The organism is Azohydromonas aeria, assembly GCF_009760915.1.
Classification (GTDB): domain Bacteria; phylum Pseudomonadota; class Gammaproteobacteria; order Burkholderiales; family Burkholderiaceae_C; genus Azohydromonas; species Azohydromonas aeria.
Map to the genome: position 1 here is coordinate 16,468 of NZ_VIDQ01000027.1, position 19,392 is coordinate 35,859.

At 72.4% G+C, this 19,392-nt stretch carries 20 protein-coding genes; 10 read left to right on the forward strand and 10 right to left on the reverse strand.

Annotation, left to right across the window (positions count from 1 at the left end; translation table 11 throughout):
* Window positions 1-96 precede the first annotated feature (96 nt).
* Genes FJ694_RS16825 through FJ694_RS16835 form a run of 3 tightly spaced genes read right to left on the reverse strand, consistent with a single transcriptional unit; the run spans window position 97 to window position 2,623 of the window.
* The gene (locus tag FJ694_RS16825) at window positions 97-1,542 is read right to left on the reverse strand and encodes a sensor histidine kinase (RefSeq protein WP_157268402.1); all 1,446 of its coding nucleotides are present in this window, start codon (window positions 1,540-1,542) and stop codon (window positions 97-99) included.
* Window positions 1,539-2,219: a response regulator transcription factor gene (locus FJ694_RS16830; protein WP_157268403.1), complete on the reverse strand. Its 681-nt coding sequence runs from the start codon at window positions 2,217-2,219 to the stop codon at window positions 1,539-1,541. The genes FJ694_RS16825 and FJ694_RS16830 overlap by 4 nt, the downstream gene beginning before the upstream one ends.
* Complete coding sequence (locus FJ694_RS16835) at window positions 2,216-2,623, reverse strand: PepSY domain-containing protein (protein ID WP_157268404.1); 408 nt, start codon at window positions 2,621-2,623, stop codon at window positions 2,216-2,218. The genes FJ694_RS16830 and FJ694_RS16835 overlap by 4 nt, the downstream gene beginning before the upstream one ends.
* Before the next feature lie 123 nt (window positions 2,624-2,746).
* On the opposite strand from FJ694_RS16835, the gene FJ694_RS16840 reads away from it, so the two are divergent.
* Together FJ694_RS16840 and FJ694_RS16845 are read left to right on the forward strand one after the other, a co-directional pair.
* Window positions 2,747-3,064 (forward strand): PepSY domain-containing protein, encoded by a 318-nt coding sequence (locus tag FJ694_RS16840; protein ID WP_157268405.1) that lies wholly within the window; start codon window positions 2,747-2,749, stop codon window positions 3,062-3,064.
* Window positions 3,065-3,081: 17 nt separating this feature from the next.
* Complete coding sequence (locus FJ694_RS16845) at window positions 3,082-3,549, forward strand: hypothetical protein (protein WP_157268406.1); 468 nt, start codon at window positions 3,082-3,084, stop codon at window positions 3,547-3,549.
* A gap of 6 nt (window positions 3,550-3,555) precedes the next feature.
* Here FJ694_RS16845 and FJ694_RS16850 read toward each other — a convergent pair whose 3' ends face one another.
* Complete coding sequence (locus FJ694_RS16850) at window positions 3,556-4,125, reverse strand: helix-turn-helix domain-containing protein (protein WP_157268407.1); 570 nt, start codon at window positions 4,123-4,125, stop codon at window positions 3,556-3,558.
* Window positions 4,126-4,140: 15 nt separating this feature from the next.
* Between FJ694_RS16850 and FJ694_RS16855 the strand changes: the two genes are divergently transcribed.
* Window positions 4,141-5,079: a DMT family transporter gene (locus FJ694_RS16855; protein ID WP_375140228.1), complete on the forward strand. Its 939-nt coding sequence runs from the start codon at window positions 4,141-4,143 to the stop codon at window positions 5,077-5,079.
* Window positions 5,080-5,117: 38 nt separating this feature from the next.
* Here the strand turns inward: FJ694_RS16855 and FJ694_RS16860 are convergent, their stop codons facing one another.
* From FJ694_RS16860 to FJ694_RS16875, 4 genes are all read right to left on the reverse strand, one after another.
* Window positions 5,118-5,696: a peroxidase-related enzyme gene (locus tag FJ694_RS16860; protein WP_157268408.1), complete on the reverse strand. Its 579-nt coding sequence runs from the start codon at window positions 5,694-5,696 to the stop codon at window positions 5,118-5,120.
* Window positions 5,697-5,796: 100 nt separating this feature from the next.
* Window positions 5,797-6,903 carry a porin gene (locus tag FJ694_RS16865; protein WP_157268409.1) on the reverse strand — a complete coding sequence of 369 codons (1,107 nt, stop codon included), beginning with the start codon at window positions 6,901-6,903 and terminating at the stop codon, window positions 5,797-5,799.
* Between the two features lie 71 nt (window positions 6,904-6,974).
* Window positions 6,975-7,838, reverse strand: a complete 864-nt coding sequence (locus FJ694_RS16870; protein ID WP_157268410.1) for an amidohydrolase family protein — start codon at window positions 7,836-7,838, stop codon at window positions 6,975-6,977.
* 161 nt (window positions 7,839-7,999) lie between these two features.
* Entirely contained in the window at window positions 8,000-9,796 is a 1,797-nt protein-coding gene (locus FJ694_RS16875) for a tannase/feruloyl esterase family alpha/beta hydrolase (protein ID WP_375140229.1), read from the reverse strand.
* Between the two features lie 244 nt (window positions 9,797-10,040).
* Between FJ694_RS16875 and FJ694_RS16880 the strand changes: the two genes are divergently transcribed.
* From FJ694_RS16880 to FJ694_RS16905, 6 genes are all read left to right on the forward strand, one after another.
* Entirely contained in the window at window positions 10,041-10,850 is an 810-nt protein-coding gene (locus FJ694_RS16880) for a crotonase/enoyl-CoA hydratase family protein (protein WP_157268411.1), read from the forward strand.
* A 35-nt stretch (window positions 10,851-10,885) separates the two neighbouring features.
* On the forward strand, window positions 10,886-12,739 hold the full coding sequence (locus FJ694_RS16885) for a feruloyl-CoA synthase (RefSeq protein WP_157268412.1): 1,854 nt from the start codon (window positions 10,886-10,888) through the stop codon (window positions 12,737-12,739).
* A 55-nt stretch (window positions 12,740-12,794) separates the two neighbouring features.
* Window positions 12,795-13,562, forward strand: a complete 768-nt coding sequence (locus tag FJ694_RS16890) for an SDR family NAD(P)-dependent oxidoreductase (RefSeq protein ID WP_157268413.1) — start codon at window positions 12,795-12,797, stop codon at window positions 13,560-13,562.
* Between the two features lie 84 nt (window positions 13,563-13,646).
* Window positions 13,647-14,636 (forward strand): Bug family tripartite tricarboxylate transporter substrate binding protein, encoded by a 990-nt coding sequence (locus FJ694_RS16895; RefSeq protein WP_157268414.1) that lies wholly within the window; start codon window positions 13,647-13,649, stop codon window positions 14,634-14,636.
* 5 nt (window positions 14,637-14,641) lie between these two features.
* On the forward strand, window positions 14,642-16,351 hold the full coding sequence (locus FJ694_RS16900; RefSeq protein WP_157268415.1) for an acyl-CoA dehydrogenase family protein: 1,710 nt from the start codon (window positions 14,642-14,644) through the stop codon (window positions 16,349-16,351).
* Between the two features lie 33 nt (window positions 16,352-16,384).
* The gene (locus FJ694_RS16905) at window positions 16,385-17,221 is read left to right on the forward strand and encodes a helix-turn-helix transcriptional regulator (RefSeq protein ID WP_157268416.1); all 837 of its coding nucleotides are present in this window, start codon (window positions 16,385-16,387) and stop codon (window positions 17,219-17,221) included.
* Here the strand turns inward: FJ694_RS16905 and FJ694_RS16910 are convergent.
* Both FJ694_RS16910 and FJ694_RS16915 read right to left on the reverse strand, forming a co-directional pair.
* Complete coding sequence (locus tag FJ694_RS16910; RefSeq protein WP_157268417.1) at window positions 17,206-17,709, reverse strand: DUF3237 domain-containing protein; 504 nt, start codon at window positions 17,707-17,709, stop codon at window positions 17,206-17,208. The two genes, FJ694_RS16905 and FJ694_RS16910, sit on opposite strands and share 16 nt — an antisense overlap.
* A 74-nt stretch (window positions 17,710-17,783) precedes the next feature.
* Complete coding sequence (locus FJ694_RS16915; RefSeq protein WP_157268418.1) at window positions 17,784-18,365, reverse strand: hypothetical protein; 582 nt, start codon at window positions 18,363-18,365, stop codon at window positions 17,784-17,786.
* A 68-nt stretch (window positions 18,366-18,433) separates the two neighbouring features.
* Here FJ694_RS16915 and FJ694_RS16920 point away from each other — a divergent pair, with 68 nt between their 5' ends.
* Window positions 18,434-19,384 carry a Bug family tripartite tricarboxylate transporter substrate binding protein gene (locus FJ694_RS16920; protein ID WP_157268419.1) on the forward strand — a complete coding sequence of 317 codons (951 nt, stop codon included), beginning with the start codon at window positions 18,434-18,436 and terminating at the stop codon, window positions 19,382-19,384.
* Window positions 19,385-19,392: the final 8 nt, after the last annotated feature.

Genomic DNA, 19,392 nt, shown 5'->3' on the forward strand with positions numbered 1-19,392 from the left:
CCGGGCAAGCAGGGCCCTTGCACGCCTGGGCGGACCCCGCTGGAGCCGCGCGCCGGGCAAAGCCGGCGATTATCCCTTGCCCGCCAAGTTGGCGGATCAATGCCCCGCCGTGGGCAACCTCACCCGCGCCAGTAGCCCGCCCAGCGGCGAGTCCTCCAGCGCCAGCTCTCCGCCGTGCAGCCGCGCCAGCTCGTCGGCGATGGCCAGGCCCAAGCCGCTGCCGGGCGCGCGCTCGTCCAGGCGCTGGCCGCGCTGCAGGGCCGTCGCGCGCTGCGCCGGCGGGATGCCGGGCCCGTCGTCGTGGATCTCGATGCACAGCAGCGGGCGCGCGTCCGCGGATCCGGGTGCCGGCGCCACCACGCACACCCGCACCCGCTGCCGCGCCCACTTGCAGGCGTTGTCGAGCAGGTTGCCCAGAAGCTCCTGCAGCGCGTCGGCCTCCATCGCCACCGGCTGCGCCTGCGGCGGCAGCTCGCGCTCGAAATGCAGCGCCCGCTCGGCATGCAGCCGCGGCATCACGCGCAGCAGCTCGTCGAGCACCTCGGCCACGCCCGTGCCGGCGCCGCCGCGCGGCCCCGACAGGGCGCGCGCCGCGGCGCGCGCGCGCACCAGGTGCAGCTCCACCTGCCGCTGCAGCAGCGCCAGTTGCGCGCGCACCAGTGCGCCCTCCTCGCCCGGCCATCGCGCGGCGGCGTTGCCCACCACCGCCAGCGGCGTCTTCAGGCCGTGCGCCAGGTTGCCGGTCTGCTCGCGCGCCTCGCGCACCAGGCGCGCGTTGTCCTCCAGCACGGCATTGAGGTCGGACACCAGCGGCTGCACCTCGGCCGGATAAGTGCCCTCCACGGCCTGCGCCTCGCCGCGGCGCAGCCGCTGCAGCGCGGACTGCAGCCGCGCCAGCGGCGCGAGGCCCGCCCTCACCTGCCACCAGGCCGCCGCCCAGAGCGCCAGCGCCAGCACCGCCAGCGCCGCGGCCACCGTGCGCGCGTAGCTGCGCGTCATGCCGCGCAGCCGCGTCGCGTCGGCCGCCACGGCCACCGCCACGGGCGCCTCCAGCCCGGCCAGCTCCACGCGCCGCGCCCACAGCAGCAGCGGCTGCGCGCCGGGGCCGGTGGTCGAGAGGCGCAGCGTCTCGCCCCCGCGCAGCGCGGCCCAGCGCGGCGCCAGCGCCGGGTCGGGCGGCGTGTCCCACCACGAGCGCGAGCGCAGCGGCTGCGCGCCGGGCACCTCGACCAGCCAGTACAGCCCGCCCAGCGGCTGGCGGAATGCGGGGTCGGGCGGCTCGCGGCGCAATTCCACCCGTGCTGCCACCGCAGACTCGTCCGGCCCGGCGCCCGGCACCACCGCCAGGCCGGCGGTGAGCGCGTCGAGCTGGACGCCGGCACGCTCGGCCAGCTCCTGCTCGACATGGCGGCTGAACAGCAGCACCAGCAGCACGCCCACGGCGCCGAGCCCCAGCGCGATGCCGGCCGCCGCGGCCAGCAGCAGGCGCCGGCGCAGGGAAACGGCTTCGGCCCCGGACGGGGACGGTGGCTGCCGCGTCACGGCTCGCCGTCGCCGCCGCCGCCAGCGCCGATGCGCCACCCCAGCCCGCGCACCGTGCTGATGAAACCGTCGGGCAGCTTGCGGCGCAGCCGGGCGATGAAGACGTCCAGCGTGTTGCTGTCGCGCTCGGCGTCCTGCGCGTACACGTGCTCGTAGAGCTCGGTGCGCGACACCACGCGCTCGCGCTGGTGCATCAGGTAGGCCAGCACGCGGTACTCGTGGCCGGTGAGCGGCACCTCGCGGCCGTCCACCTGCAGCGCGCAGGCGCGCGTGTCCAAGGCCACCGCGCCGATGCGCAGCACCGCGCTGGCCAGTCCGCCGCTGCGCCGCACCAGCGCGCGCAGCCGCGCGACGAGCTCTTCCATCTGGAACGGCTTGCCCAGGTAGTCGTCGGCGCCGGCGTCGATGCCCAGCACCTTCTCCTGCCAGCTGCCGCGCGCCGTGAGCACCAGCACCGGCACGGCGATGCCGGCACCGCGCCAGGCCTGCAGCACCGACAGGCCGTCGCGCCCCGGCAGCCCCAGGTCCAGCACCACGGCGTCGAAGGGCTCATGGCGGCCCAGGTGCTCGGCGTCGATGCCGTTGTCCGCCACGTCCACGGCGAAGCCCGCGTCCCGCAGCGCCTGGCGCAGCTGTTGCGCCAGCGCGGGGTCGTCCTCGGCCACCAGCAGCCTCATCGCTTGTCTCCGGGTTTGGGCGCCTGCGCGGCGGCCGGCGCGCGGCGGAAGGCCGTCTCCAGGCGGGGGCCCTGCAGCGACAGCCAGGTGCCGTCGCGGGCATCGAGCTCGATCTCCAGGCGCCGGCCGTCGGGCAGCAGCCAGGTCAGCTCGTAGACGAGGCGGCCGTCGTCCTCTTCCAGCTCGGCTTCGAGCAGCCGCCCGGGCAGCTGCGCCGACACCTGCCGGACGAGCGACTCCAGCGCCACGATGGTGCCGCGCCCGCGCTCGCGCAGCGCCCGCTCGGCGCTGCCGTCGCCGGCCGCCACGGGCACGCAGCTGCCCGCGAGGCAGGCCGCCGCCAGCGCCAGCGCGCGGGCGGCGTGGCGGAGGCGGACGTTCGACGGGACAGCGGGCACGGCCATGGAACGGGCAAGGGTACAGGCCGGCGCATGAACGGGCGGTGAACGGCCCGTTCATGCGGCATTCATGGCGCGCGGCTCAGCATCCGCCCCATGTCGAACCATCCCACTGCGAGGATCCGGACCATGAACGTCTTCCATCGCTTCCGCGCCACCCTGGCCGCCGCGCTGGCCACGGCGGCCCTCGTGGCCGTCGCCCAACCGGCGTCCGCGCCGGCGCAGGCTCCCGCGCCCGCCGCGGCGACGCCCGCCGCGGCCATGAGCTTCCAGCAGGTGATCGAACGCCTGGCGTCGCTGGGCTACCACGACATCCGCGAAATCGAGCGCAAGGGCGACAAGCTCTACGAGGTCGAGGCCCGCGACGACAAGGGCCGGCGCGTGGAGATGGACGTGGACGCGCGCAGCGGCGAGATCCTGGCCCAGGACGTCAAGGGCCGGCGTTGAGCGAAGGGAGCACCACCATGAAACGCATTCTCTGGAGCGCCGGGCTGCTGCTGGTCCTGGCCTGGACGGCGCTGGCCTGGGCCGCGTCCTCCGCCCTGCAATGGCTGCTGTCGCTGGCCGGATCGGGACAGGCGCCGGCGCTGGCGCAGTCGGTGGCCGGCTGGACCGCGCCGGGCTGGCTGCTGGCCTGGACCGACGTGAGCGAAGCCGACATCCAGACGGCCAAGGAATTCGCCCAGTGGTCGCTGGACCTGCTGCAGGCCCCGCCGCCCGCCCTCGACGCCGTGATGCCCTGGGCGCTGCCGGCGCTGTGGCTGACGTGGGCGATGGGCCTGGCGGGGCTGGCGCTGTCCATCGCGCTGCTGGCCTGGGCCGTGCGGCGCTTCAGCCGGCCGGCGCGGGAGGGGGCGTGGCGGTTGTGGGCCTGGGCCAGGGAGCGCGCGCCCCTGCGGTCCGCCGCGCCGCCCGTCTCGCACCCGCAATGAGCGGCCTCAAGCCACCACGTTGCGAATGAAGCGCGTCACGCCCGCGAAGGCGTTGCTGTAGGCGTAGGGCTGGGCGCTGCTGTAGATGACGTAGTCGCCGGCGGGCACCGTCACCGGCCCTTCCTGCAGCTCGATGCGCAGGCAGCCCTCGACCACCACCACCATCTCGTGCCAGCCCTCGGGGTCGGGCTCCGCGTCGTAGCGCTCGCCCTCGCCCAGCGACCACGACCACAGCTGCGCCTCGCGCCGCGCCGGCACGCTGCCCAGCAGCAGGGCCCGGCTCTCCGGGGCCTTGCCGCGCCAGGCCAGGGCGTCGATGCGCTTGCTCTGCGCATTCGGGTCGCTGACGATCTCCACGAAGGTCGCACCCAGCGCCTCGGCCAGCCGGTCCAGGCTGGAGAGGCTGATGTTGGTGTCCCCGCCCTCCAGGTCCACGATCATGCGCCGGCTGATGCCCGAGGCCTGCGCCAGCGCCGCCTGGCTCAGCCCCGCGCGGTGGCGCAGGCGGCGCAGGTTTTCACCCACGAAAGCCAGCACATCCGAGCGTGGCCCAGCGCTGTGCAGTTTATTGCTCATATGATGTTGCGCAGTATGCTGCACACCCTTCGAATTCCCCTCTTGCTCCGCAGTATGGCGCCGCGCCTGAGCCGCCAGGAAGCCGTGCTCGTCGGCATCACGATGCTGTGGGGCACGACCTTCCTGATCGTGCACACCGCCATGCGCCACAGCGGCCCGCTCTTCTTCGTGGGCCTGCGCTTCGTGACGGCCGGGCTGCTCACCGCGCTGGTGTTCCGGCGCGCCCTGGCGGGCCTCACCGGGCGCGAGCTGCGCGCGGGGCTGGTCATCGGTGCCTCCATCTTCCTGGGCTACGGGCTGCAGACGGCGGGCTTGCAGACCATCACCAGCAGCCAGTCGGCGTTCATCACCGCGCTGTACGTGCCGCTGGTGCCGCTGCTGCAGTGGCTGGTGCTGCGCAAGCCGCCGCGCGCCATGGCCTGGGTCGGCATCGCGCTGGCCTTCGCCGGGCTGGTGCTGCTGGCCGGTCCCGAGCCCGGCAGCCTCGGCCTGGGGCGCGGCGAGCTGCTGACGGTGCTGGGCGCGGTGGCGATCGCGGCGGAAGTCATCCTCATCAGCCACTACGCCGGGCACGTGGACCTGCGCCGCGTCACCGTGGTGCAGCTGCTGGCCGCGGGGCTGCTGTCGCTGCTGGCCATGCCGGTGGCCGGCGAGGCGGTGCCGGCCTTCTCCTGGGTCTGGCTCGCGAGCGCGCTCGGGCTCGGGATGATGAGCGCGCTGATCCAGCTGGCGATGAACTGGGCGCAGCGCGAGGTGTCGCCCACGCGGGCCACGCTGATCTATGCCGGCGAGCCGGTGTGGGGCGGCATCGTCGGCCGCCTGGCCGGTGACCGGCTGCCGGCGCCAGCCCTGCTGGGCGCGGCGTTGATCCTGGTCGGGCTGCTGGTCAGCGAGCTGAAGTGGGCGCCGTGGAAGCGCCGGCGGGCGCGCAGCCTGGCCGGCGAAATGAAATAGGCCGTGAATGAACTGCCTTCAGTCCACGGCCGATATTCTCAACGACCCAGCGAATAGAACTCGGCGTTGGGCCGGATATTGGCCACATTGGCCAGCCGGTTCGACATGCCAAAGAATCCCGCGATGGCCGTAATGTCCCAGATGTCCGCCTCGACAAATCCGTGGGATTTGAGCGCATCGAAATCGGCCTCGCCGACCAGGTGCGCGGTTTGCGACACCTTCATGGCGAAATCGAGCATCGCCTTCTGCCGCCCGGTGATGTCGGCCTTGCGGTAATTCGCCGCCACCTGGTCGGCAATCAGCGGGTTCTTGGCCCGGATGCGCAATATCGCGCCGTGCGCGATGACGCAATATTGGCATTGGTTCGCGGCGCTGGTGGCCACGACGATCATTTCCCGCTCGGCCTTGCTCAGGTTGCCGGGCTTTTCCATCAGCGCGTCGTGGTACGCGAAAAATGCGCGGAATTCATCCGGCCGGTGCGCCAGCGCCAAAAACACATTCGGGATGAAGCCCGACTTCTCCTGGACAGCAAGTATCCGCTCGCGAATGTCGTCGGGAATGTCCTTCAATTCAGGCACCGGGAAGCGGCTCACCGCGGCCGGCTGTGCTGGCGTCATGCAGGTCTCCTTGTCGTGGCGGAAGCGGGTCCGGCCCGCGCCGCGTCGATACGCGATGCGGGCCGGACAACCGGGCCATTTTGCAGCCCGGATCGGCGTGTCAGAACGCGTGCCGCACGCCCACCGCCACGCCGGTCTGGCTGCCGCCGGCCACGGGGTTGCCGCCGGGCGAGCCGCCGCTGGCCGAGAGGTTGAGCGTGCCGTCATTGCTGATGTGCCCGGCCGTGACGTAGGCCGCCGTGCGCTTGGACAGGCTGTAGGTCGTGCGCAGCGACACGAGCTTGGCCTCGTTGGGGCTGTTGCGGTAGTCGAGTTGCGCGTACTGCGCCTCCAGCGACAGCGCCGGCGTGACGGCGTAGGCCGCCTCGACGTAGCCGATGTTGCTGCGCGGCGTGGCGCTGCCCTCGTTGTCGCGGCGGATCCAGCCCGCGCCCACCTTCCAGGCGCCGAGCTTGGCGTAGGCCGTGGCGAACAGGCGCTCGTCGCTCAGGGCACTGCTGCCCAGGCCCGCGGCGGCGCCGGGGCCGCCCTTCTGGCGATCCCACGACAGCGCGGCGCCCCAGTTGGCGACGTCGTACTTCACCATCGCCGAGGCCGCGCGGCAGGCCTGGGCATCGTCGGCGCGCTCGCCGCCGCAGGCCGTGCCGCCCGGCGCGGCGCCGATGTCGCGGCCCAGGCTGTAGTTCAGGCCAGCGCTGAAGGCGCCCCAGCGGTGCTGCCAGGCGATGGCGTTGTCGAAGCGTGCCTGCGGAATGTACGGATCGAGCGAGCCCACGCCGTAGAGGTTGGGCCCGAACACGCCCGCGTCGAGCATGGACAGGTAGAAATAGCTGTACTGCCGGCCCAGCGTGAGCTGGCCGAAGCTGCTGCTGGCCACGCCCACGAAGGCCTGGCGCCCGAACAGCCGCCCGGCCTGGTTCAGCCCGCCGGTGTCGGGGCTGAAGCCCGACTCCAGCGTGAAGATGGCGCGCATGCCGCCACCCAGGTCCTCGCTGCCGCGCAGGCCCCAGCGCGAGGGCAGCGTGGCCGTGATGTTGGGCATGCGCGTGAGCGAGCCGCCCGCGGGCGCGACGTGGTTGAGACGCTCCACGGCCGTGTCGATCAGGCCGTAGAGCTGCACGCTCGGCCCCGCCGCCGCGGGCGCCTGGGCGTGGGCGAGGCCGGCGGCGGCAACGGCCGCGGCGGCGATGACGGTGTACTTCTTCATGTCTCCTCTTTCCCTTGTGGTTGTGGAACTGCGTATGCCCGGGTTGCTGGCGCAACCCCGGCCGTGAGCGCTCAGCGCAGCCGCAGCAGCCGCGCCGCGTTCTCCTTGAAGATCAGCGGCTTGACCTCCGGCTTGAAGCCGGCCTCGTCGAAGTCCTTCATCCAGCGCTCGGGCGTGATGAGCGGGTAGTCGCTGCCGAAGAGCATGCGGTCCCTGAGCAGCGAGTTGGCGTACTGCACCAGCTGGGGCGGGAAGTACTTCGGGCTCCAGCCCGAGAGGTCGATCCAGATGTTGGGCTTGTGCAGCGCCAGCGACAGCGCCTCGTCCTGCCACGGCCAGCTCGGGTGCGCGATGACGATCTCGATGTCGGGCCAGTCGATGGCCACCTCTTCGAGCAGCATCGGGTTGGAGTTGGCCAGCTTGAGCCCGCCGCCGCAGCGCATGCCGCTGCCGATGCCCGAATGCCCGCTGTGGAAGATGGCCGGCAGCTTGTATTCGGCGATCACGTCATACAGCGGCCAGGCCATGCGGTCATAGGGCAGGAAGTCCTGCACCGTGGGGTGGAACTTGAAGCCCTTGACCCCTTCCTCCTCGATGAGGCGGCGCGCCTCGCGCGCGCCCATCTTGCCCTTGTGCGGGTCGATGCTGGCAAAGGCCACCATCATGTCCGCGTTGTCACGCGCGGCCTGCGCGATCTCCTCGTTGGGAATGCGCCGGCGGCCGAGCTTGGCCTCGGAGTCCACGGTGAACATCACCAGCCCGATGTTGCGCTCGCGGTAGTAGGCCACCGTCTCGGCAATCGTCGGGCGCTTGCCGGCCTTGAAGTACTTGTCCGCGGCGCGGTCGTACTCCTCGGCGTAGTTGTCGAAGGGGTTCCAGCACGACACCTCGGCGTGCGTGTGGATGTCGATGGCGATGAGCTTGTCGAGGTCCATGGTGGGTCCTTTGAGGCGGGCAGGTCCGGGCGCCTTTTCCGTTCGTCCTGAGGTATCGAAGGCTGGACGGCCCCCACCGCAGGGCAGCCATCCGAGCCTGCCGGATTCGGCCTTCGATACCTCAGTCCGAACGGGTTGGTGTTCGGACCATGCATTGCTTACTACTGGCAGCGGAAGCTGTCGGCGCTCTCCAGGCTGCCCGTGCCCTTGTAGCGGGCCACCTGCGGATAGGGGCACAGCGGGCGGGTGCGGTTGGCGGCCCAGGTGGCGCTCCAGGCGTGCAGCGCGAGGTCGGCGTTGACACCACCGGCATTGCCCGTGCCACGCGCGCTGGCCACCACGGCCTGCGGCGCCTCGCCCTGCTCCACCCACCTCACCAGCGGCGTGAGCATGTCGAACTGGTCCGTGGCCGGGCCGCCCGAGCAGTGTCCCATGCCCGGCACGCGGTAGAACTTCGCGAAGCCGGAAGCATCGCCGCCATTGCTGGCGCGCACGCCGTCGTACCAGGCCTGCGTGTCGCTGGCCGAGAAGATCGCGTCGCTCACGCCGTGGTAGACCATCATCTTGGCGCCGCGGTTCTTGAGCGCGGCCAGGTTGGTCGGGTTGGGCGGCGTCATGAAGCCCATGGCCGACTCGGTATAGACGCCGCCCGTGGCGTTGATGCCGGCCACCAGCGCGTCGATGTTGGCACCCAGGGCGAAGGCCGGGCCGTTGAAGCCGTTGGGCTGCGGCGTGGGCGTGAACACCTGGCCCACCGAGCCCGAGTCGAGGAACAGCGGCGCGAAGAACTCCCACTGCCCGGTGCCGGAGCCGACCGGATTGGTGGCACCGGGGTTGGTGCCGCCGCCGAAGCCGGAGTCCCAGGGGAAGCTGGTGTACACCGCGGCGCCGGTGCTGGTGCGGGCGCCGGCAAAGATGTCGGCCACCACGCCCTTTTGCGCCACGGTCAGGCAGTTGCCGTCGCGCGCGCCGGTGCAGGTCGGCAGGTCATTGGCCGGGTTGAACGCCGCCTGGCACGCGGCCGTGTCCTGCACCAGGCCGTCGCTGGCGCCGTCGAGCGCGTCGCACCTGGCCAGCACGCGGGCACTGACGAGCCGGCGCTCGGCGTCGGTGAAGGCCGTGGCCAGCCCGGCGCCGGTGGCCGGGTCGTTGGGTGCGCTCACCAGCGTGGCGTAGCGCTGGGCGCCCCAAATGTTGGCCACCGCCGCCTTGGGCAGGTTGTAGCCCGGCGCGCCGGCCAGGTAGCCGTCGTACCAGTCGGGATGGCGCGCCGCGGCCACGAAGGCATGGCGCCCGCCGTTGGAGCAGCCACCAAAGTAGGAGCGGTCCGGCCCCTTGCCGTAGGCGCGGCGGATCGCTTCCTTGGCCATGGGCGTGAGCTTCTCCACCGCCTGGTAGCCGTAATCCAGGCGCGCCTGCGGGTCCAGGCCGAAGCCCGAGCCGACGGCCGCCGTGTGGCCGGCGTCGGAGCTGATGACGGCGAAGCCCTGCATCAGCGCTCCCGTCAGCGGCCCGCCGCCCAGCGCGCCCAGCGCGGTGCTGACGTTGCCGTCCAGGCCGCCATTGGCCTGGTAGTAGAAGCGCCCGTTCCAGGCCTTGGGCAAGCGCATCTCGAAGCCGATGGCGTAGGGCTGGCCATCGACCGCGCTGACGCGCTCGAACATGCTGCCCGTCACGAGGCAGTGCTCGGCCACCGGCTGCCCGCCCTGCGACAGCGTGCCCGCCGCCACGGTGCTGGCCGCGCTGATGCGGGTGTTGGCCTGCCCCGCCAGCGTCGCGGCCAGGGCCTCGCAGCTGCCGTTGAGCGCGGCGGCCGTCGCGGCACCGAGCCGGGGCAGCGATTCGCCGTCATTGCCGCCACCGCACGCCGCCAGCGACAGCAGCGCCGCCGTACCCACGCTCAGCGGCAATGAGGGACCACTCATGAAGCGCCCGGGGCGCCTGGAGTTGGAAAGCATGAAGCCGTGTCTCCTGAACTGCTTTGTCGAATGCATGCCCTTGCGGCCGCCCCCTTCGGGCCTGCCAGCCTGAACATGTGATTAAGTCTATTAACTATTCATGGTGTACAGCATCGGGATTCCCCTGATGTCGATCAAGACCACAACGACGACACGCCGATCATCCGGGAAAACACCCAAACACCCGCCCGACCAGATGATTAAGCTTCTTAACCATCAACGCAAGCACATCCGCACCCGCACCATGCAACCCGACTTCACCCCCGCCGCCGGCCTGCTGGCCTCCCTGGACCTGCTGCGCGTCGAGGGCGCCGGCCCCGTGCTGCACATCCGGCTGATGCGCCCGGCCAAGCGCAACGCCATCAGCGACCCGCTGATCCAGCAGCTGCACACGGCGTTCGTGAACCTGCCGGAAGAGACGCGCGCGGTGGTGATCAGCGGCGAGGGCGAGCACTTCTGCGCCGGGCTGGACCTGTCGGAGCTGGTGGCGCGCGACATCGGCGCGGGCGTGGTGCATTCGCGCATGTGGCATGCCGCCTTCGACGCGGTGCAGTTCGGCCGCGTGCCCGTGATCGCCGCGCTGCACGGCGCGGTGGTGGGCGGCGGGCTGGAGCTGGCCTCCGCCTGCCACATCCGTGTCGCCGAGGACTCCGCCTACTTCGGCCTGCCCGAAGGGCAGCGCGGCATCTTCGTCGGCGGCGGCGGCTCGGTGCGCATCCCGCGCCTGATCGGCGTGGCGCGCATGACCGACCTGATGCTCACCGGCCGCGTCTACGACGCCGACGAGGGCTTCAATGCCGGCCTGGTGCAGTACCGCGTCAAGGACGGCGAGGGCCTGGGCAAGGCCATCGAGCTGGCGCGGCGCATCGCCACCAACGCGCCCATGAGCAACTACGCCGTGATGCACGCGCTGCCGCGCATCGCCGACCAGGCGCAGTCCGAAGGACTGTTCACCGAGAGCCTGATGGCGGCGGTGGCCGAGAGCACGCCCGACGCGCAGGAGCGGCTCAAGGCCTTCCTGGAAAAGCGCGCCGGCAAGGTCGTGAAGTCCTGAGCCCGACGGCTTCGGGACACGAGGAGACAAAGAGCATGAGCATCCTGGCCAAGTACCGCGCGGCGCGCGTGGGCGGCTGCCTGTCGGCCACCATCGAGGAGCGCAGCGGCGGCGAGCTCGTCCTGCGCTCGACCGAGCCGCTGCAGCCCTTCCCGGCGCGGCTCACCGACCGTCTGGAGCGCTGGGCGCGCGTGGCGCCGAACCGCACCTTCGTCGCCAAGCGCGACCCGGCCCTGGGCGGCGACTGGCGGCGCATCAGCTACGCGCAGATGCTCGACCTGGCGCAGCGCGTGGGCCAGGCGCTGGCCACGCGGCCGCTCTCGGTGGAGCGTCCCATCGCCATCCTCTCGGACAACGACCTGGAGCACTTCATCCTCGCCACCGCGGCGCAGTGGGTAGGCGTGCCCTACGTGCCGATCTCGCCGGCCTACTCGCTGGTGGCCACCGACTACGCCAAGCTGCGCCACATCTTCGGCGTGACCACGCCGGGCCTGGTGTTCGCCTCGGACGCGCGCTTCGCCAAGGCCATCGAGGCGGTGGCCGGCCCGGACGTGGAAGTGGTGCTGACCGAGGGCAGCCTGGAGAGCGGCCCGGTGACGCCGTTTGCCGAGCTGGTGGCCACCGAGCCCGGCACGCGCGAGGAAATTGCGCATGCCGCGGTCGGCCCCGACACCATCGTGAAATTCCTGTTCACCTCGGGCTCGACCAAGGCGCCCAAGGGCGTGGTCAACACGCAGCGCATGATGTGCGCCAACCTGCAGATGGCCACCCAGGCCTACCCGTTCCTGGAGGACGAGCCGCCGGTGCTGGTGGACTGGCTGCCCTGGAACCACACCTTCGGCGGCAACCACAACGTCGGCATCACGCTCTACCACGGCGGCACGCTCTACATCGACGACGGCCGCCCCACGCCCGGCGGCATGGCCGAGACGCTGCGCAACCTGCGCGAGATCTCGCCCACCATCTACTTCAACGTGCCGCGCGGCTTCGACGAGATCGCCGCGGCGATGGACACGGACGAGCAGCTGAGGAAGACCCTCTTCGCCCGTGTGAGGATGTTCAAGTACGCCGGCGCGGTGCTGTCGCAGGCCACGCTCGACAAGCTGCACGCGCATGCCGAGGCCACCATCGGCGAGCGCATCCTGATGATCACGGGCCTCGGCATGACCGAGACGGCGCCGTCCTGCACCTTCGCGCTGAACAAGGAGCTGCAGACCGGCCAGGTCGGCCTGCCCTGCCCCGGCGTGGAAGTGAAGCTGGTGCCGGTGGCCGACAAGGTGGAGATCCGCTTCCGCGGCCCCAACGTCATGCCCGGTTACTGGCGCAACCCGGAGCAGACGTCCGAGGCCTTCGACGACGAGGGTTTCTATTGCACCGGCGACGCGGTGAAGTTCATCGACCCGACCGATCCGCAGAAGGGCCTGCTCTTCGACGGGCGCCTGGCCGAGGACTTCAAGCTGGGCACGGGCACCTTCGTGAGCGTGGGCCCGCTGCGCAGCAAGGTGCTGCTGGCCGGCGCGCCCTGCGTGCAGGACGCGGTGGTCACGGGCCTGAACCGCGCCGAGGTGGGCTTGATGGTGTTCCCGCGCCTGGACGAGTGCCGCAAGCTCGCCGGCCTGGCCTCGCGCACGCCGGCGCCCGAGGTGCTGCACCACCCGGCGGTACGCGAGTTCTTCCAGCAGCTCGCCGACAAGCTTTGGGCCGAGGGCACCGGCAGCGCCAACCGCGTGGCGCGGCTGCACGTGCTGGCCGAGCCGCCGTCGCTGGACAAGGGCGAGGTCACGGACAAGGGCTCCATCAACCAGCGCGCCGTGCTCGCCAGCCGCGCGGCGCTGGTCGAGGCGATGTACGACGGCAGCGACCCGTGGCTGATCCTGCCGAAGCGGTGATGCTGCTCCTACCGGCTCACGGCGAACAAGAACAGTCAACGCACAAGGAACGGACATGGACATCCACGGACAGGTGGCCCTCGTCACCGGCGGCGGCTCCGGTCTGGGCGAGGCCACGGCGCGCGAGCTCGCGCGGCTGGGCGCCCGGGTGGCGGTGCTCGACGTCAACGAGGCCGGCGCCCGGCGCGTGGCCGGCGACATCGGCGGCCTGGGGCTGCACTGTGACATCACCGACGAGGGCAGCGTCCTGAAGGCGCTGGCCGCGGCGAATGAAAGCTTCGGGCCGGCGCGCATCCTCATGAACGTGGCCGGCATCGGCGGCGCCAAGCGCGTGATCCAGCGCGACGGCTCGCCCGCCCCGCTGGCCGACTTCGAGCGCACGGTGCGCGTCAACCTCGTGGGCACCTACAACGTGGTGCGCCTCTTCGCCGCGCAGGCCGCGAAGCTGGAGCCGGCCAATGCCGCCGGCGAGCGCGGCGTGATCGTCAACACCGCCAGCGTCGCCGCCTTCGACGGGCAGGTGGGGCAGGAAGCCTATGCCGCGTCCAAGGGCGGCATCACCGCCATGACGCTGCCGCTGGCGCGCGACCTGGCGCAGTGGGGCATCCGCGTCATGACCATCGCGCCGGGGCTGTTCGCCACGCCGCTGCTGCAGGAGCTGCCCGCCGAGGTGCAGCAGTCGCTGGCCGCCTCCATCCCGTTCCCGAAGCAGCTCGGCCGCCCCGAGGAGTTCGCGCAGCTGGCGGCGCACATCGCCGCCAACGGGCATCTCAACGGCGAGGTGATCCGCCTCGACGGCGCGCTGCGCATGGCGCCGCGCTGATTCGGCTTCGACCGCTCCCGTCCGGACACAAACACACCAACAGGTTGCCCCGGCAACCGCATACAACGCTCAGGAGACCCGACCATGACCTTCGACCGCAGACAGTTCCTGGCCACCGCCGCCGGCGGCGGCTTCGCCCTGATGGGCCTGCCGCGCATCGCGCTGGCGCAGACGCTGGTGGAGCAGACCCGCGTGCTGTGCGGCTTCCCCGCCGGCGGCACCACCGACGCCGTCTCGCGCCGCGTCGCCGAAAAGCTGCGCGGCAGCTTCGCCAGGGTGGCCCTGGTGGAGAACAAGCCCGGCGTGGGCGGGCGCCTGGCGGTGGAGGAGCTCAAGCGCAGCGCGCCCGATGGCAGCACCATGCTGCTGACGCCGGCGGCCATGATCACGCTGTACCCGCACATCTACCGCAGCATCAGCTACGGCATCGAGGACGTGACGCCGGTGTGCACCGGCGCCGTGGTGCAGTTCGCGCTCGCCGTGGGCCCGGCGGTGCCGGAGAGCGTGAAGACGCTCAGGGACTTCCTGGCCTGGGCCAAGGCCCATCCGGGACAGGCCAACTACGCCACGCCGGGCGCGGGCTCGCCCAACCATTTCGTGGCCGCGCTGCTGGCCAAGGAAAGCGGCGTGGACCTCAACCACGTGCCCTACCGCGGCTCGGCCCCGGGCGTGACGGACCTGGTGGGCGGGCAGGTCGCCTCCATGAGCTCGCCCATCGGCGACCACCTCCCCCACATCAAGAGCGGCAAGGTGCGCGTGCTGGCGACCTCGGGCGAGAAGCGCTCGCGCTTCCTGCCCGACGTGCCGACCTACGCCGAGCAGGGCTTCAAGACGCTGACGATGCAGGAGTGGTACGGCTTCTTCATGCCGCCGAAGACGCCGGCGGACGTCGTCAACCGCGCCGCGGCTGCGATCAAGGCGGCGGTGTCCACGCAGGAGACCATCGACGCCTTCGCGCAGCTCGGCCTGGAGGCCTCGGCCAACACCCCGGCCGAGCTGCAGAAGATGGTGCGCGAGGAGAACGCGGCCTGGGCGCCGATCGTCAAGCGGGTGGGCTTCACGCCGGAGGCTTGACGAGCATGAGCGCCGACGCCCTGCGCGATACCCGCTTCGTGCTGCAGCGGCTGCTGCGCGCGCCCGAAGCGCTGGTGCAGTTGCCGGCCTTTGCCGAGGTCGATGCCGAGCTCATCGACCAGGTGGCCGAGGCCGCGCACGCCTTCGCCGATGGCGTGCTGGCGCCGCTCAACGCGTCAGGCGACCGCGAAGGCTGCAGGCTCGACGGCGGCCAGGTGCATGCGCCGGCCGGCTTCGCGCCGGCCTGGCGCGACTTCGTCGAGGCCGGCTGGCCGCTGCTGGCCTGCCACCCCGACGACGGCGGCCAGGGCCTGCCCCATGTCGTGGACGCCGTGCTGCACGAGGCCGTGAGCGCGGCCAACCCGGGCTGGGGCATGTACTTCGGCATCCTGCACGGCGGCTACGCCTGCCTGCGCGCGCATGGCAGCGAGGAACTGAAGGCCCGCTACCTGGGCGATCTGGCCAGCGGCGCGTCGCTGGTGACGATGGCGCTGACCGAGCCGCAGGCCGGCAGCGACCTGGGCGGCTGCCGCACCCGCGCCACGCCGCGCGGCGATGGCAGCGTGGCGGTCGAGGGCACCAAGATCTTCATCTCCGGCGGCGACCATGACCTCACGCACCAGATCGTGCACCTGGTGCTGGCGCGGCTGCCCGACGCGCCTGCGGGCTCGCGCGGCCTGAGCCTGTTCCTGGTGCCCAAATGGCTGCCCGACAGCACGCGCAACGCCGTGGCCGTGGAGCGCATCGAGGAGAAGATGGGCCTGCACGCCAGCCCGACCTGCGTGCTGCGCTTCGACGGCGCCACGGGCTGGCTGGTAGGCGAGCCCGGGCGCGGGCTCAACGCCATGTTCGTGATGATGAACGCGGCGCGCATCAACGTCGGGCTGCAGGGCGTGGGCGCGGCGGCCGCGGCGCTGGCGCAGGCTACGGCCTACGCCGCGGAGCGCGTGCAGGGCGGCGCGCCGATCCTGCGCCACGCGCCCGTGCAGCGGCTGCTGGCGCGCACGCGGGCCTGGACCGAGGGCGGGCGCATGCTGGCGCTGTGGACCGCGCTGCGGCTGGACGAGGCGCATGCGCACCCGGACGCCGACGCGCGCGCGCTGGCGCTGCGCGAGGCGTCCCTCCTCACGCCCATCGTCAAGGCGCTGCTCACCGACCAGGGTTTCACGTCCGTCAGCGACTGCCTGCAGGTGTTCGGCGGGCACGGCTACGTCAGCGAGTGGGGCATCGAGCAGCGGCTGCGCGACCTGCGCGTGTCGATGCTCTATGAGGGCACCAACGAGATCCAGGCGCTGGACTTGTGGCAGCGCCGGCTGCTGCCGGACCGGGCGCAGGCCTTCGAGCAGCTGCTGTCGCGGCTGCTGCGGGACACGGGGTCGGCCTGGGCCGGGCCGGCGGCGGAGGCGGCCGGGCGACTCATTGCGAACCTGCGCGCCGCAATGGACGCCGACACCCCGGCCGGCCTGGCCGCGCCGGTGGTGCTGCGGGCCTGCGGCCTGGCGCTGCTGGCGGCGCTGTGGGCGCGCGCCGACGGCGTGGCGGCGCAGGGCGGTGCGAGCGACGCCTTCGACCGGCGCAAGCAGGCCACGGCGGCGGTGTTCTTCACGCAGCTGCTGCCGGAGCTGCAGGCGTTGCTGGCGCAACTGGAGAGCTTGCGCGGCGATCCGCGCGGGGCAGCGCAGGTGCTGGAGGCTGCAGCGGGGATGGCGGAGTAGTAGGCAGCCCAACTGCGCGCAAGGAGACAAGCCATGCAGTCCTGGACTTTGAGCGCGCCGCGCCCCGATGCGGCGCAGTTGGCGCTGGCGGCCGTGATCGGTGCCGTCGGACGCCCGCACTTCGCCGCCGCCGCGCTGGCGGCGCTGGAGCCGGCAGTGGGCGCCGCCTCGTGGGCGGTGTACCGGTTGCGGCCGCAACGCCCGCCGACCATGCACCTGTCGGCCAGCCGCGGCGTGCCCGACACCACGGGCGACTGCTTCGCCGTGTACCGCGACGCAGGCCTGTACCGGCGCGATCGCAGCTTCGACGCCGTGCGCGCGCAGGCCCATCCGGGCGGCGCGGTGATGCTGCGCATGCATGCCGACGAGGCCCCCAGCGCCGACCACCGGCAGGCGATCTACCTGCGCCACGGCATGGTGGAGCGGCTGTCGGTGGCGCGGCTGGAGCGCGACGGCTCGCTGCTGGCCGTCAACCTCTACCGCCACGACGGTGCCGGGAGGCACGGCCGCTTCGGCGAGGACCAGGTCGCGAATTTCGGTGCCCTCGCCCCCGCGCTGCTGGCCGCGGTGGCGCGCCATGCCGAGTGGCAGGACGAACGATCCGTTCCCGATGCGGACGGCACCAGCCCGCGCGAGGTCCTGCGCCAACGCTGCGCCGCGCTCACCGAGCGCGAGCTCGACGTGCTGGAGCGGCTGCTGCAGGGCATGACCTACGACGGCATCGCCGCCGACCTGGGGCTGAGCCTGGCCACGGTGAAGACCTACCGGGCGCGGGCGTTCGGGCGGCTGGACATCCGCTTCAAGAGCGAGTTGTTCGCGGCGTTCGTGCCGGGCACGCGGCCCAGCGGGCTCGCTCAGCCGAGCCGGTAGAGGTCCAGCACCACCCTCCGCGCCTCGCGCTGCCCCACCGCGATCGCCATGACCCGGTTCAGGTGCGCCCAGGCCGGCGCGCCGGTGGTGAAGCGCACGAGGGTGCGAAAGAAGTATTCGCTCGGCGCCACGGCCTCGCCGCGTGCCAGTCGCGCCATTACCTCGGCCGGGCCGTGGCGCAGGCCGCTGCTCTGCACCTCCACCAGGCTGCCGTCGGCAAGTTTCAGCACGTAATGCGCGGCGATCTCCGTGACGCCGTCGCGGCGCTGGATCTGCCAGTCCACGCCGCCGGGCACCAGCTCGCCGGAAAACTCCGGCCCCTGCACCGTGCCGCCGCCCAGCGGCACGTAGCGGCGCTCGCCCAGCGGCGCGTCGCCCAGCGTCACCAGCGCACCCACTTCGCAGGTGATGCGGCACAGGAAATCGAGCGCGGGCGCGGGCGGGATGGCGGGTGTGTCGGGCATGGCGGCAGGCTCGGAAGGCGTCATGGCGCCATCGTGGCCCGCCGCGGCGCCGGGCGCCGTCAGCCCAGAGGATGACGGCGCGGGCAGCCGGGCCGCCCCTACTGCGGCCCGACGCTCCAGGCGGCCTGCACCACCTGGCCCTTGCCGTCCCTGCCGATGCGCACGACGGCGTGGCGGCCCGGGGTGGGGTCGCGGTATTCGGCGATGGCGAGCTCGCCGTCGCCGGCGCCCGTGCCGGTGGCGCGGTCCCAGTCGATGCGCAGGCCGGCGGCGCGCAGGTCCAGGCGCAGCTGCTCCATCACGCCCTTCGGCAGGCCCGCCGCTTTGTGGATGACCACGCGCGAGACTTCGGGCTGCACCGTCTCCAGCCGGTACGAGGTGCCGTCGCGCCAGCGGTACTCGACCCAGGCGGCGCGCGCGGGCGTGCCCTCCCCGATGCGCTCGGCATCGCCGCGGCAGCTGGCGGGCACGCCCTGCGTGCGGGCCAGGTGGCCGAACACCCGGGCGTGCGAGGCCGAGTCGGCCAGCGCCGCGGCGGCGTCTTCGGGGTTGGCCCGGGCGGGATGGGCCGGACAGGGCGTGCCGGCCCGGCCGCCGCCGCCGCGACGGCGGCCGCCAGGGTGACTCAGCCGCTTTGCAGGGAAATCACTGCGCGCGCAACGGCCCGCGCGCTGTCGCACTCTGGGATGACAGCCGCGGCGCGCCGCTCCCCCACACTGGCGCGCATCACGACAAGGAGACTTCTGCCATGCGCCGCCGCCACCTGCTCCTGAGCACGCTTGCATTGCCCGCGCTGGGCGCCTTCGCGCAGAGCCCGCTGAAACTGGTCGTGGGCTTCCCGCCGGGCACCGGCCCGGACGTGGTGGCGCGCACGCTGGGCCAGAAGCTGGGCGAGCTGATGAAGCAGCCGCTCGTCATCGACAACCGCGCCGGCGCCGGCGGGCAGATCGCCACGCAGGCCGTGGCCAGGAGCGCGCCCGACGGCACCACGGTGCTGCTGGGCGAGGTCGGCTCCATCGCCATCGCACCGGCCGCCTACAGCAAGCTGCCCTACGACCCGGCGCGCGAGCTCATCCCCGTGGCGGAAGTGGTGCGATCCGACTTCATCCTGGTCGTGCCCGCCTCCTCGCCGGTGAAGGACGTGAAGGGCTTCATCGACGCGGCCAAGGCGAACCGGGACCGCGTCAACTTCGCCACCTTCGGCGCCGGCACGCCGGGGCATTTCGGCGCGGAGCTGCTGGCCGAACAGGCGGGCTTCCGCATCGAGCCGGTGCACTACCGCGCCACGGGCGACGCCATCACGGCGCTGGTGTCCGGCGACGTGGGTGCCGCCTTCGTCTCCACCGCGCTGGCGGTGCCGCAGGTCAAGGGCGGCAAGCTGCGCGCGCTGGGCACCACGGCGCCCGCGCGCTCGCCCCTGCTGCCGGAGGTGCCCACCTTCGCCGAGGCCGGCTGGCCGAAGCTGGACTTCTCGGCCTGGTTCGCGCTGTTCGTGCCCGCGGGCACGCCGGCGGCGGTGGTCGATCAGCTCGGCCGCCAGGCCGTCGCCGCAGTGCAGGCCCCGGAGGTGCGCCAGAAGCTGCAGGAAGCCGGCTTCAGCGTCACCGGCGTGGGACGCGCCGACACCGAGCGCATGGTCCGCGCCGAAGGGCAGCGCTGGGCCGGCATCGTCAAGGCCAGCGGCTTCAAGGCTGATTGAAGGAACTT

Coding starts and splice junctions, on each gene's coding strand:
- FJ694_RS16860 (WP_157268408.1), bottom strand. CDS start 5,696: ATGACGCCAGCACAGCCGGCCGCGGTGAGCCGCTTCCCGGTGCCTGAA.
- FJ694_RS16840 (WP_157268405.1), top strand. CDS start 2,747: ATGAACGTCTTCCATCGCTTCCGCGCCACCCTGGCCGCCGCGCTGGCC.
- FJ694_RS16875 (WP_375140229.1), bottom strand. CDS start 9,796: ATGCTTTCCAACTCCAGGCGCCCCGGGCGCTTCATGAGTGGTCCCTCA.
- FJ694_RS16880 (WP_157268411.1), top strand. CDS start 10,041: ATGCAACCCGACTTCACCCCCGCCGCCGGCCTGCTGGCCTCCCTGGAC.
- FJ694_RS16890 (WP_157268413.1), top strand. CDS start 12,795: ATGGACATCCACGGACAGGTGGCCCTCGTCACCGGCGGCGGCTCCGGT.
- FJ694_RS16910 (WP_157268417.1), bottom strand. CDS start 17,709: ATGACGCCTTCCGAGCCTGCCGCCATGCCCGACACACCCGCCATCCCG.
- FJ694_RS16830 (WP_157268403.1), bottom strand. CDS start 2,219: ATGAGGCTGCTGGTGGCCGAGGACGACCCCGCGCTGGCGCAACAGCTG.
- FJ694_RS16920 (WP_157268419.1), top strand. CDS start 18,434: ATGCGCCGCCGCCACCTGCTCCTGAGCACGCTTGCATTGCCCGCGCTG.
- FJ694_RS16855 (WP_375140228.1), top strand. CDS start 4,141: ATGCTGCACACCCTTCGAATTCCCCTCTTGCTCCGCAGTATGGCGCCG.
- FJ694_RS16845 (WP_157268406.1), top strand. CDS start 3,082: ATGAAACGCATTCTCTGGAGCGCCGGGCTGCTGCTGGTCCTGGCCTGG.
- FJ694_RS16835 (WP_157268404.1), bottom strand. CDS start 2,623: ATGGCCGTGCCCGCTGTCCCGTCGAACGTCCGCCTCCGCCACGCCGCC.
- FJ694_RS16905 (WP_157268416.1), top strand. CDS start 16,385: ATGCAGTCCTGGACTTTGAGCGCGCCGCGCCCCGATGCGGCGCAGTTG.
- FJ694_RS16895 (WP_157268414.1), top strand. CDS start 13,647: ATGACCTTCGACCGCAGACAGTTCCTGGCCACCGCCGCCGGCGGCGGC.
- FJ694_RS16865 (WP_157268409.1), bottom strand. CDS start 6,903: ATGAAGAAGTACACCGTCATCGCCGCCGCGGCCGTTGCCGCCGCCGGC.
- FJ694_RS16885 (WP_157268412.1), top strand. CDS start 10,886: ATGAGCATCCTGGCCAAGTACCGCGCGGCGCGCGTGGGCGGCTGCCTG.
- FJ694_RS16850 (WP_157268407.1), bottom strand. CDS start 4,125: ATGAGCAATAAACTGCACAGCGCTGGGCCACGCTCGGATGTGCTGGCT.
- FJ694_RS16900 (WP_157268415.1), top strand. CDS start 14,642: ATGAGCGCCGACGCCCTGCGCGATACCCGCTTCGTGCTGCAGCGGCTG.
- FJ694_RS16870 (WP_157268410.1), bottom strand. CDS start 7,838: ATGGACCTCGACAAGCTCATCGCCATCGACATCCACACGCACGCCGAG.